Origin of the sequence: Paraburkholderia sp. Cy-641 (genome assembly GCF_011752945.1) — a bacterium.
Taxonomy (GTDB): domain Bacteria; phylum Pseudomonadota; class Gammaproteobacteria; order Burkholderiales; family Burkholderiaceae; genus Paraburkholderia.
Genome location: NZ_VWWM01000025.1, coordinates 26,501 through 39,226 on the forward strand (window position 1 = coordinate 26,501; position 12,726 = coordinate 39,226).

The window sequence follows — 12,726 nt, forward strand, 5'->3', positions numbered from 1 at the left end:
CAAAAACCAGCCAAGCGAAACAACTCACCGCACCCGTTCGCCTCATCGGTCGCAAAACCTCGGGTACAAAACTCCGGGCGCAAAACCTCGGGCGCAAAAAAATGCGCTGCCAAAGCAGCGCATTTTCTCAACCAGGGAGCGTCAATCCAGCAACGACATCAACGCCCCCGACTCACGTTCAACCCGCGCGCGACAGCAGCAACGCATTGGTGCGCTTCACGAAGCTCGCCGGGTCTTCGAGCGAGCCGCCTTCCGCGAGCAGCGCCTGATCGAACAGCAGATGGCACCAGTCGTCGAAATTCGCGCTATCGGCATGCAGGCCCTTCACGAGCGCGTGCTCCGGATTCACTTCGAGAATCGGATGGAACGACGGCGCATCCTGGCCCGCGGCCTTCAGCATGCGCTGCAGGTAGCCGCTCATTTCGCCGTCGTCGGCAACGAGGCACGACGGCGAATCGGTCAGGCGGAACGTCAGACGCACGTCCTTCGCCTTGTCCTTCAGCGCGTCCTTCATCTTCTCGACGAGCGGCTTGAACTCCTCGCCGACCTTCTCCTGCGCCGCCTTTTCCTCGTCGTTCAGCGCGCCGAGATCGAGGTCGCCGCGCGCGACGCTTTGCAGCGGCTTGCCGTCGAATTCGTTGAGGAACGACAGCATCCATTCGTCGACGCGATCGGTCAGCAGCAGCACTTCGACGCCCTTCTTGCGGAACACTTCGAGGTGCGGGCTATGCGCGGCGGCCTGCCAGGTATCGGCGGTCACGTAGTAGATCTTGCTCTGCTCGGGCTTCATGCGCGCGACGTAGTCGGCCAGCGCCACGGTCTGTTCGGCCGTGCCCGTATGCGTCGTCGCAAAACGCACGAGCTTCGCGATGCGCTCGCGATTGGCGAAATCCTCGCCGATGCCTTCCTTCAGCACCTGGCCGAATTCCTTCCAGAAGCCCGCGTACTTTTCCTTGTCGGCGTCGTTGTCCGAATTGGCAAGTTCTTCGAGCATCGACAGCGCGCGCTTCGTCACGCCTTCGCGAATCGCCTTCACGTCGCGGCTTTCCTGCAGGATTTCGCGCGATACGTTGAGCGGCAGATCGGCCGAATCGACCACGCCCTTCACGAAGCGCAGATACGTGGGCAGCAGTTGCTCGGCGTCGTCCATGATGAACACGCGCTTCACGTACAGCTTCAGGCCGCCGCGCTGCTCGCGGTTCCACAGGTCGAACGGCGCGTGCGCCGGCACGTACAGCAGTTGCGTGTATTCGCTGCGGCCTTCGACGCGGTTATGCGTCCACGTGAGCGGGTCCTGATGATCGTGCGAGATGTGCTGATAGAACTGCCTGTACTGCTCGTCGCTGATGTCATTCTTCGAGCGGGTCCACAGCGCACTCGCCTGGTTGACGGTCTCGTCCTCGTCCTTCGTGACCATCTCGCTCTTTTCCGCGTCCCACTCTTCCTTCTGCATCAGGATCGGCAGCGCGACGTGGTCCGAGTACTTCTGGATGATCGACTTCAGGCGATGCGACGACAGCAGTTCGTCCTCGTCGGCACGCAGATGCAGCGTGATGGTCGTGCCGCGCGCGGCGCGCTCGATCTGCTCGACCGCGAAATCGCCCTCGCCCGCGCTTTCCCAGCGAACGCCTTCGGCGGCCGGCAAACCGGCGCGGCGCGTCTCGACCGTGATCCTGTCGGCAACGATAAAGCCCGAGTAGAAGCCCACGCCGAACTGGCCGATCAGCGCCGCATCCTTCTGCTGGTCGCCCGACAGCTTGCCGAAGAACTCCTTGGTGCCCGAGCGCGCGATCGTGCCGAGGTTCGCGATCGCTTCGTCGCGGCTCATGCCGATGCCGTTGTCGTCGATCGTGACGGTGCGCGCAGCCTTGTCGTACGAGACGCGAATCCGCAGGTTCGGATCGTTTTCGTACAGCGCGCTGTTTTCGATCGCTTCGAAGCGCAGCTTGTCGGCCGCGTCGGACGCGTTCGAGATCAGCTCGCGCAGAAAGATTTCCTTGTTGCTGTACAGCGAATGGATCATCAGTTGCAGAAGCTGCTTCACTTCTGCCTGAAAGCTCATGGTTTCTTGGGCCATGGTCGGACTTCCTCTCTGTTGCGAATCAGGTTTCGGGCGATGGGGTGCCGGGCGACAAGGTATCGAACCGCGGCGAACCGGGGTTCGAACCCGCGTCCGGGTCCCGCGGGCGGGCCGAGGCTCACATCAAAGTGCGAGCGAGGCCGCGCCGGATCGTTCGCGCAAATGGGGACGCCCCGGCGCGGTTTCAAGGGGGGCCGGACAGTTCAGGCCGGGCGGCGCGCGACGCCGTCGAGATAGCGGCTCAGAAACGCCGGCAATTCCGGATCGCCGCAATTGGCGATATTGAAGCGCATCCACGTGCTCGGCGACTGCTGCGGCGAAAACAGCCCGCCCGGCGTCAGCAGGAAGCCGGCCTCGTGCCCGGCCGCGGCGAGCGCGCCCGCGTCGACGCCGGTGTCGGCCCACAGGAACATGCCGGCCGTCGGCGTCAGAAACAGTTTCAGGCCGGTCTTTTCGAGTACCCGCACGGCTTTGTCGCGCACGCCGTCGAGCCGCGCGCGCACGCGCTCGACGTGCCGCCGGTAGTGGCCTTCGGTCAGAATCTTGTAGATCACGCGCTCGTTGAGTTCGGGGCTTGTCATGCCGACCAGCATCTTCTGGTTGCTGACCACCCGCGCGACGTCCGGCCCGCACGCGATAAAGCCGACGCGCAGATTCGGTGCGAGCGTCTTCGAAAAGCTGCCGAGGTAGATCACGCGCTTCAGCTGATCGAGGCTCGCGAGCCGCGTGCCCGGGTAGCCGGGCGGGCACAGGTCGCCGTAGATGTCGTCCTCGACGACGATGAAGTCGTACGCCTCGGCGAGGCGCAGGATGCGGAACGCCTGGGCGGCGGAGAGCGACGTGCCGGTCGGGTTCTGCAGCACCGAGTTGATGACGAGCATTTTCGGCCGCCATTCCTGCACGAGCGCTTCGAGCGCGTCGAGATCGGGGCCGTCCGGCGTGTACGGCATGCCGACGAGCCGCGCGCCCTGCGCGGCGAAACAGGCGAACATCTGGAACCACGCCGGATCGCCGACGATCACCGCATCGCCCGGCTTCACGTAAATGCGCGAAATCAGGTCGATCGCCTGCGTGACACCCGACACCATCACGATCTGCTCGGGCGACGCGCCGATCTCCAGTTCCTCGAGCCGCGTCTGCAATTGCTGGCGCAGCGGCAGAAAACCCTGCGCGGTGCCGATGCCGAGCATCTGCGCGCCGCTTTGCCGGCCAAGCGTGCGCAGCGCATTGGTAATCAGGTCGCCGTCGAGCCAGCGCGCCGGCAGGTAGCCGAGGCCGGGGCTGCGCTCGGGCCGCGCGCCGGTGTGGAGCATGTTGCGCAGCAGCCAGACGACGTCGATATTCGCCGGCGCGGGTAAGGTTTCGGCGCGCGGGGGCAGTTCGCTGAACGTCGCGCTGCTCTGCCGCTCGCGCACGTAGAAGCCGGAGCCGCGCCGCGATTCCAGATAGCCTTGCGCGACCAGCCGCTCGTACGCCTCGACCACCGTGAAGCGCGACACGCCCTTGTCGAGCGCGAGCTTGCGGATCGACGGCATGCGCATGCCGGGGCGGAACACGCGCTCCTCGATGCGGCGGCACGCCCACTGGACGAGCTGCTCGACCAGCGTCAGCGACGCCGTGTCGTGTGGGGCGGGAATCTGGGCAAGCGGGACGGACATGACGGGCTCCAACTGTACCGAATAGTATCGCGTCGATTGTACCGTTACTGTGCCGGTCGCGGCCGTTACATTGAAGCGTCACGAAGCGTGATGGCGCGGCGCGCAGACCTCGCAAATACGTTGCAAGCGCGCCGCAGCGGACTGCCTACCACGCTCCGCCAGCCATCCGCATGGCCCGCCGATCCGGCAAACGGTTATGCTTACGGCCCCGGCAGCGCCGCCTGTACACCTCGCGCGCTGCGGCCTCGTTGCCAGCCCCCCGTTTTCGCCGCTCCGCGTCGCTTAGCCATGACAGCTCATTCGCTCAGTCTCGATCACCTCGTGATTTCCGCCCGCACCCTCGACGAGGGTGTCCAGTACGTCGCCGCGAGACTCGGCGTCGCGCCGGCGGGCGGCGGCGCGCATCCGCTGATGCGCACGCACAACCGCCTGCTGAGCCTGTGGGGCGGCGTCTATCTGGAAGTGATTGCGCTCGATCCGCATGCGCCGGCGGAGGCCGGGAGCGGCACGCCGCGCCCGCGCTTCTTCGCGCTCGACGACCCGGCGACGCACGCGCGGCTCGAAAACGGGCCGTATCTGTCGCACTGGGTCGCGCGCGTCGAGCGGCCGAGGCATCTCGCGACCTGGCAAGCGCAGTATCCGCAGCGCATTGCGCCGGTCGTGCCGATGACGCGCGGCGATTTCACATGGGGCCTGACCGTGCCCGACGACGGCGCGTTCCCGGCCTGGCAAGGTGCCGGCGACGGCGTGCTGCCCTCGCTGATCCAGTGGGAGACGACGCGGCAGCCGTCGCAGGTGCTGGCGCCGGCGAATCTCGCGTTGAAGACGCTGAGAGCCGTGCATCCGCAGGCCAAACTGATCGGCGAGCAATTGCGCTGGCTCGGCGCCGCGCATCTGCTCGACGTGCAGCCTAGCGACGGCGCCGCGGCGCTCGTCGCCGAATTCGAAACACCCGAGGGCCCGCGGACCCTCGCATAAAGCAGCGCGTGCGACCCTGCGGTTTCGTGCCCGGTGGCCTGCTCCAGCGGCGCTCCCCGCCGAGTCGCGCGATAATCGATAATTTGACCGGTTCCAGAAATACCAAGCAGAGGAGAGCATGGACCAAAGCGACCTGAAAGCCCCGACGTGGCAATTGTCCGAACGCGCGCGCAAGCTCACGAGCTCCGCGATTCGGGAGATCCTGAAGGTAACGGAGCGGCCCGAGGTCATTTCGTTCGCAGGCGGCCTGCCCGCGCCGGCCACCTTCCCGGCCGAGCGCATGCGCGAAGCCGCCGACCGCATCCTGCGCGACACGCCCGCCGCCGCGCTGCAATACAGCGCGACCGAAGGCTATCTGCCGCTGCGCGAATGGATCGCGCAGCGCTATTCGAGCAACGGGGTGCAGATCCGAGCGTCGCAGGTGCTGATTACGACCGGCTCACAGCAGGCGCTCGATCTGCTCGGCAAGGTGCTGGTCTGCCCGGATAGCCCGGTGCTGGTCGAAACGCCGACCTACCTCGGCGCGCTGCAATCGTTCTCGATGTACGAGCCGCGCTACGTGCAGGTGCCGACCGACGAGCAAGGGCTGATCCCCGCAGGCCTGAAGCCGGAACTGACCCAGGGCGCGCGCCTGCTCTACGCGCAGCCGAACTTCCAGAATCCGACCGGCCGCCGCCTGCCGGTCGAGCGCCGCCGCGCGCTCGCCGAATTCGCCAAGACCGCGCCGTTCCCGGTGATCGAGGACGACCCCTACGGCGCGCTCGACTACGCGGGCGAACCGCTGCCGACGATGCTGTCGATGGCGCCCGATCACATCGTCTACCTCGGCTCGTTCTCGAAGGTGCTTGCACCGGGTCTGCGGGTCGGCTTCATCATTGCGCCCGAAGAGCTGATCTTCAAGCTCGTGCAGGCCAAGCAGGCCACCGACCTGCACACGCCGAGCTTCACGCAGCGCATCGTCCACGAAGTCATCAAGGACGGCTTTCTCGACACGCACGTGCCGACCATCCGCGAGCTGTATCGCAACCAGTGCGAGGCGATGCTCGCCGCGCTCGCGCGCTGCATGCCTGAGGGCGTGAGCTGGAACCGTCCGGAAGGCGGCATGTTCATCTGGGTCGATCTGCCCGCGCAGATCGACAGCATGAAGCTGCTCGAGGAAGCGGTCGCGCAGAACGTCGCGTTCGTGCCGGGCGGCCCGTTCTTTGCGAACGAGGCCCAGCACAATACGCTGCGCCTGTCGTTCGTCACGGTGCCGCCGGCTAAAATCGACGAAGGTGTCGCGCGTCTCGCCGCGCTCGTGCGCGCGAAGCTCTGAACGCCCGCCCAGGCGGCATCGGGGCGAAGCCGGCGCGCTGTACGCGCAAACTTCGCCCCGTCTTCATTAACGCAATCTCACTGAATCGAGGACTCAACATGGCTCAATCGAACGTGTACGACAAGCTCAAGGAACTGGGCATCGAACTGCCGTCGGCGGGCGCGCCGGCCGCCGCCTATGTGATGAGCGCGCAAAGCGGCAACACGGTTTACCTGTCCGGCCACATCGCCAAAAAGGACGGCAAGGTGTGGGCCGGCAAGCTCGGTGCGACGCTCGATACCGAAGAAGGCAAGGCTGCGGCGCGCTCGATCGCGATCGATCTGCTCGCCACGCTGCATGCGCACGTCGGCGATCTGAACCGCGTCAAGCGCATCGTCAAGCTGATGAGCCTCGTCAATTCGACGCTCGAATTTACCGAGCAGCATCTGGTCACGAACGGCGCGTCCGAACTGATCGCCGACGTGTTCGGCGAGCGCGGCAAGCATGCGCGCTCGGCGTTCGGCGTCGCGCAGATTCCGCTCGGCGCATGCGTCGAGATCGAGATGATCGCCGAGGTCGAATAAGGCATCGCGCATCGACGGGTCGTGCGGATTCGCGCGGAGCGTGACATGGCACGGCGATACCGTCGGCATCGGCCCGCCGTCGCAAACAATTAACGAACCGTTCACGCGCAATTCACCGCGCATGGCATTTGAAACGCGCCGCAGAGTGTGAGCCACCTGCGGCGCGTTTGGCTTATCGAGCGAACTGGATCGGCAGCGCGGACACGGATAGAATCCGCGAACGCCCTTCACGCCGGATGCGCCGAATCATGCCGATGCCCGCTCACACCGTCCGTTTCAAACAGGTCGACGTCTTCACGTCGACGCCGTTCAAAGGAAACCCGCTGGCCGTCGTATTCGATGCCGACGCGCTCGATACGAAGCAGATGCAGGCCATCGCGCGCTGGACCAATCTGTCCGAAACCACCTTTCTCTCGACGCCCACCGATCCGGCCGCCGACTATCGCGTGCGCATCTTCACGCCGGGCGGCGAATTGCCGTTCGCGGGCCATCCGACGCTCGGCACCGCGCATGCGCTGCTCGAAAGCGGTTATCGGCCGAAGCAGGACGGCAAGCTGATCCAGCAGTGCGGCGTCGGGCTCATCGAACTCGAAGCCTTGCATGACGCCGACGGCACACGCAACGCATGGGCCTTCGCTGCGCCGCCCGCGCGCGTCACGCCGCTGGCCGAACGCCATTACGAAACACTTGCGGCGGCTTTACGTAGCAATGCGATCGATTTCAGCGCCACCCCGTGCGCGGTCGACAACGGTGCGCCGTGGCTCGTCGTGCGGGTCGATTCGGCGCGCAGCTGTCTCGCGCTCGAACCCGACGCGGCCGCGCTCGCCGACCTCGTGCACGCGGCCGACACGCATGGGCTCGCGGTCTACGGTCCGCACGACGCCGAGGGTCCCGCGACGTTCGAAGTCCGCTGCCTGATGGCGGGCCGCGCTTTCGGCGTCGGCGAAGACCCGGTGACGGGCAGCGCCAACGCCGCGCTCGCGGGTCTGCTGAACGCGCAGCAACGGCGGCCCGGCCCGCGCTACACGGTGCGTCAAGGCACCGTGCTCGGGCGCGCGGGCGAGGTGTCGGTTCTTTACGACGATGCGCGCGGCAAGATCTGGATCGGCGGGCCTTCGGTGACGATCGTCGACGGTACGTGCCGGCTGACGTGAATGGCCCGATAAGCGGCCCGATGAGCGACGCCGCAAGCAACGCACGTTGCATAGCGACATCACTCGGGCAAGGCGCAGGCACGCTCGGGCGGCATCACCTGACGCCCTATCTTGCCGCGCCGAACCACAAAAGGCCGCATCGTAAGGCATGGCAATTGCAACCCATGCATATTGAATGACCGATGCGCGACCGGAAAACCCACGCAGGTCCATGCCGTTCGAGAAAACCTATTCGAGAAATCACGCATGTATTGCGGCATAAACATTGCCGGCATGCAGGGCCAATCCGGTTCAAGGCAAGTGCGCGCCGCGCCAGCGTATACCCCATGCCCTGACGCTTCCTTAATCCAACCTCATTCAGTAATATCGGAAGGAATTCGATGATCTGTGGACTGTCAGGCACGGCGCCACGCCCGCCCCTTCTGCGCAGCAGCTTTGGCACCCTCTCGGTCACCATGCAGCCATCCATGAAATCAGCGCAGTCGATGCCCGGGCATTCATGCCGAGCCCATACCCGGCAACGGGCCTCACGATGAGTCAGTCCCGCTTCTCCGACCCGCGCGAAGCCAGGCCGCGCCGCGACCCGGCATTCACGCGCCGGCGGGCGTTGCTCGTCATTCCCGCGCTCGGCGTGCTGGTCCTGATCCTGCTTTGGACCGTGATTTTCGCGCGGCTGTCGGTGGAAAAAGAAGCGACTTACCGCGAGGCCATGGCCTCTTCCGCGATTCTTTCCGCGGCACTCGAACAGCATACGATCAAGGCGATTCACCAGGTCGATCAGATCACGCGCTTCGTCAAATACGAGTTTGAAAAAACGCCGAATCATTTCGATCTCGCGAGCACCGTCGAAAAAGGCGTCGTGCAAAGCGAAACACTCGTCCAGGTCTCGCTGATCGACGAACACGGCAAGCTGATCGCCAATACGGCCGAACTCAACCCGAAGCACATCGATCTGTCCGACCGCGAGCACTTCAAGGTCCACGAACACGAGAACGACGACCAGCTGTACATCAGCAAGCCGGTGCTCGGCCGCGTGTCGGGTCACTGGACCTTGCAGATGACGCGCCGCCTCAATCATCCAGACGGCTCGTTCGCGGGCGTCGTCGTGGTCTCGGAAGACCCCGGCTATTTCACGTCCGACTTCTACAACAACGCCGCCATCGGCCGCGAAGGCGTGATCGCGGTGATCTCGGACAACGGCACCGTGCTCGCGCGGCGCACCGGCCGCACCAACGATGCGAGCGGCACCTTCACCGCGAGCGGCACGTATCCGACTTCGGAACACGTGTCGGGCACCTACGTCGATTCGATCGACGGCGTCACGCGCATCGTCTCGTACCGGCATATCGACGGCTATCCGCTCGGCGTGCTGGTCGGTCTTTCGCAAGCCGAAGAATTCGCCGACTACAACCACACGCGCAACGTCTATCTGCTGATGGCGGGCTTCATCTCGCTCGCGATGCTGAGCTTCTTCGCGGTCGCGACCGGACTGATCGGCAAGCTGCTCGGCCGCGAGCGCGAGATGACGCACCTCGTCGAATACGATCTGCTGACCGGCCTGCGCAACCGCTACGCGACGCTGCAGGCGCTGCGCCACGACGTCGCGCAGCCGTCCAATCTCGGGCGTCTCGCGATCCTCTTCATCGATCTCGACAACTTCAAGACCGTCAACGACACACTCGGCCACAATGCCGGCGACATCGTGCTGCAGATGACCGCCTCGCGCCTCGCCGCGGCGGTCGGCGAAGGCGGCGCGCTCTCGCGCATCGGCGGCGACGAGTTCGTCGTCGTGCTCAAGGGCGACGACGTCGAGAAGCGCGCGGTCGCGCTCGCCGAAGCGGCCGGCGAAGCGTTCTCGAAACCGTTCGAGGTCCGCGGCAGCTCGTTCGTACTGCATGCGAGCATCGGCATCGCGCTGTACTCGGTCGCGAACGAAAACGAAATCGACCTGCTCAAGAAAGCCGACCTCGCGATGTACAGCGCGAAAGACGCCGGCAAGAACTGCTACCAGTTCTATTCGCCGCATCTGTCGCATCGCGCGGACCATCTGATGAAGTGGGAACAGCAATTGCGCGTCGCGCTCAGCGAAGGCCAGCTGTTCCTCGCCTATCAGCCGAAGATCGATCTGACGCAGCGCTGCATTACCGGCTTCGAAGCGCTGGTGCGCTGGAATCATCCGCAGCACGGGCTGATTCCGGCCAACGAGTTCATTCCGGTTGCGGAATCGACCGGCCTCATCGTGCCGATCGGCGACTTCGTGATCGAAACCGCCTGCCGGCAACTCGCGCAGTGGCAGCAACAGGGCTACGACACGCTGTCGCTCGCGGTGAACATTTCGGCCGTGCAGTTCTGGCGCGGCGACCTGTACGAAACGATCTCGCACGCGATCGAGGAAACCGGCATCTCGGCGCGCCGCCTCGAACTCGAGATCACCGAGACGACGATGATGGAATATCCCGAAGTCGTCTCCGAAAAAATCTTCGCGCTCAAGCGTCTCGGCGTGCGCATCGCGCTCGACGATTTCGGCACCGGCTATTCGTCGCTCTCGTATCTGAACCGCTTCTCGGTCGATACGCTCAAGGTGGACCGCTCGTTCGTCCAGGCCATCCCGGGCGACCGCAGCGTCTGCGTGATGGTCACGGCGATCGTCAATCTCGCGCGCTCGCTCGGGCTCACGGTGGTGGTCGAGGGCACGGAAACCGAAGAGCAGATTGCATGGCTCGCGGCGCTCGGCCATATCGAGGCGCAGGGCTTCCTGTTCTCGCGGCCGGTGCCGGTGGAGGCGATCCCGGCACTGCTCGAACGCTTCGGCGTATGCGGCCTCGGCAACGCGGGCGACCGCCACGCCACGCGGGAAACCGACAACACGAGCAGCGTGTCGAGCACCAACCCTTAAGGACGGGGCCCGCGCACGGGCTCCCGTGGCGCCATGCAGACCGTCACGAACGAAGATGCCGCCGGACGCCGGCAGCCGGAGCCGCTAGGGACGCTGTTCCGGGTCGTGTTCGGCCTGTCGGCGCTCTCGTGGGGCGGCCTCGCGCTGATGGCGCAGCTCGAACATCACTACGTCGAACGCGAGGGGCGGCTCTCGCGCGTCGCCTTCGCGGACCTGATCGCGCTCGCGTGGATGGTGCCCGGGCCGGTCGGCTGCAACGTCGCCGTGCAACTCGGCCACGCGCTGCGCGGACGCGCCGGCGCCTGGGTCGCGGGCATCGCTAGCGTGCTGCCCTTCTTCACGCTGATGACGCTGTTCGCGATCTTCTACCGCACCCCGCTCATCCACGCGATCGCCTCGCAAACGCTGTTGCAGCACTTCAGCGTCGTGCTCGCGACGCTGATCGCGGTAACCTGGTACAAGCAGACGCGCGCGCTCGTGCGCGGCAAGCTCGAATGGAGCGCGGCGGTGCTCGGCTGTGTCGCGCTCTTCTATGCGCACAATGCGGCGGCCTACGTCGTGATGCTCGGCGCGGCGTTCGGCACCGGCTGGTTCGCGAGCCGCGAGCGCGACACGCGGCTCGCGGTGTCGCTCGCACGCGGCGACTACCGGCTGCTCGCCGCGCTCAGTCTGCTGCTCGTGCTGTTCGCGCTGCCCGTGCCGCATCGCTACGAACTCGCGCTGCTGTGGCCGCGCCTCGCGGGCGCGGGCATGACGCTGTTCGGCGGCGGCTTCTCCGCGTTACCGGTGTTGAAGATCCTGTTCGTGACGCCCGCGATCGGCGTATCGGATAACGATTTCACGCTGGCGTTCTCTCTGTCGCCGTTGTCGCCCGGGCCGCTATTGAACGTGGTGCCGTTCCTCGGTTATCTCATCGGCGGCTGGCCCGGCGCGCTGATCGCGACGCTCGCGCTGTTCCTGCCGTCGGGCTGCCTCGTCGTGCTGGCGCAGCGGCATCTGCATCAGTTGAAGACGAACCCGCGCTTCGAGCATGGCATGAAGATTTTGCGCGCGGTCACAACCGCGTTTCTCGCGGTGGCGGTGCTGCGCATCGCCGCGCATGTGCCGTTGAAGCCGATCTATCTGCTGACCGCGCTGTTCTCCGCGACCTGCTTCGCGAAGCTCAAGGTACCGGTGTATGCCGTGTATGGGACCGTGGCGGTCATGTGCGGACTGTGGCTCGCGTTCGGCGCGCCGAGCGGGTAGACGGCTTGGCGCGCCTTCGCCATTGTCTGTTTGGAGCGATGGAGCCGCCCGGGCTCACATGAAGCTCAGAACCCGCGCGACAGCACCGCGACGCCGATCGTCACCACGCCGAGCACGATATTGATCAGCACGAGACGCCGGACCGTGCCGACCGCCCGCGCGCCGTCGGGCCACTTCTGCGCCTGCACGGCACGGCGGATGCGCGGAAACACCGCGAAGCGGATATGCCCGAAGATCAGCATCATGACGATGCCGAGGCCGGCCATCGCATGCAAAGGCCAGGTGGCATGACCGCCGCCGAATTGCATCAGCAGGAAGCCACCGCTGATCAGAATCACCAGCACCGAGACGCCGACCCAGTTGAAGAAGCGGCCGAACACCGATTCCCATAGCGGCAAACGCAATTGGGGCGAGAGATCGCCGAGCGCCGGACGCAGGCAGAAATGCGCGAACACCATGCCGCCAACCCACACCGCCACGCCGAGCAGATGCAGAAAGAGCGCCGCCTCGATAGCCTTGTTCATTTAGTTTTCCTCTCCCACGACGCCATACCGTTTAGGACACTTGATCTTGCTCAGCCGCCACTGAGCGCGTTCGACCATGCGTGATGCGGGCAGTTCCGGGGGCCTGCGAATAATTGTGCCGTATTGCTTCGTTATATTGCTTCGCCGTATTGCTACGTTGCATTGCTTCATTTCTGTCGCGGCGCCGGCGGGCCGCCGCGACACCATCGCTGTGCGTTCGCTTGCGACAGTCTGCTGCCACGTCCCGCACGAACTTTTTTGCGATAACCCGCGAGCGCCCCGCATGCTAGCAGGCGCGCACCGGTTTCTCATG

Annotated in this window: 9 protein-coding genes; 6 read left to right on the top strand and 3 right to left on the bottom strand. The window is 65.3% G+C overall.

Annotation, left to right across the window (positions count from 1 at the left end):
- Positions 1-178: 178 nt before the first annotated feature.
- Together htpG and F3J20_RS15950 are read right to left on the bottom strand one after the other, a co-directional pair.
- Positions 179-2,077, bottom strand: a complete 1,899-nt coding sequence (gene htpG / locus F3J20_RS15945; protein WP_167049996.1) for a molecular chaperone HtpG — start codon at positions 2,075-2,077, stop codon at positions 179-181.
- A gap of 206 nt (positions 2,078-2,283) precedes the next feature.
- Positions 2,284-3,738, bottom strand: coding sequence for a PLP-dependent aminotransferase family protein (locus F3J20_RS15950; RefSeq protein WP_167049998.1), 1,455 nt, complete (start codon positions 3,736-3,738; stop codon positions 2,284-2,286).
- Between the two features lie 288 nt (positions 3,739-4,026).
- Between F3J20_RS15950 and F3J20_RS15955 the strand changes: the two genes are divergently transcribed.
- The 6 genes from F3J20_RS15955 to F3J20_RS15980 all read left to right on the top strand — a co-directional run bounded on the left by F3J20_RS15955 (position 4,027) and on the right by F3J20_RS15980 (position 11,889).
- Positions 4,027-4,716: a VOC family protein gene (locus F3J20_RS15955; protein WP_167283854.1), complete on the top strand. Its 690-nt coding sequence runs from the start codon at positions 4,027-4,029 to the stop codon at positions 4,714-4,716.
- Positions 4,717-4,834: 118 nt separating this feature from the next.
- On the top strand, positions 4,835-6,031 hold the full coding sequence (locus F3J20_RS15960; protein WP_167050002.1) for a PLP-dependent aminotransferase family protein: 1,197 nt from the start codon (positions 4,835-4,837) through the stop codon (positions 6,029-6,031).
- Between the two features lie 98 nt (positions 6,032-6,129).
- On the top strand, positions 6,130-6,594 hold the full coding sequence (locus tag F3J20_RS15965) for a RidA family protein (RefSeq protein ID WP_167050004.1): 465 nt from the start codon (positions 6,130-6,132) through the stop codon (positions 6,592-6,594).
- 254 nt (positions 6,595-6,848) lie between these two features.
- A complete protein-coding gene (locus tag F3J20_RS15970) occupies positions 6,849-7,748 on the top strand; it encodes a PhzF family phenazine biosynthesis protein (protein ID WP_167050006.1) in 900 nt (299 codons plus the stop codon).
- A 532-nt stretch (positions 7,749-8,280) separates the two neighbouring features.
- A complete protein-coding gene (locus tag F3J20_RS15975) occupies positions 8,281-10,644 on the top strand; it encodes an EAL domain-containing protein (protein ID WP_167050008.1) in 2,364 nt (787 codons plus the stop codon).
- A gap of 33 nt (positions 10,645-10,677) precedes the next feature.
- Entirely contained in the window at positions 10,678-11,889 is a 1,212-nt protein-coding gene (locus tag F3J20_RS15980) for a chromate transporter (protein WP_167283855.1), read from the top strand.
- Between the two features lie 65 nt (positions 11,890-11,954).
- On the opposite strand, the gene F3J20_RS15985 is transcribed toward F3J20_RS15980, so the two are convergent.
- Positions 11,955-12,413, bottom strand: a complete 459-nt coding sequence (locus tag F3J20_RS15985; protein ID WP_167050012.1) for a CopD family protein — start codon at positions 12,411-12,413, stop codon at positions 11,955-11,957.
- Between the last annotated feature and the right edge of the window lie 313 nt (positions 12,414-12,726).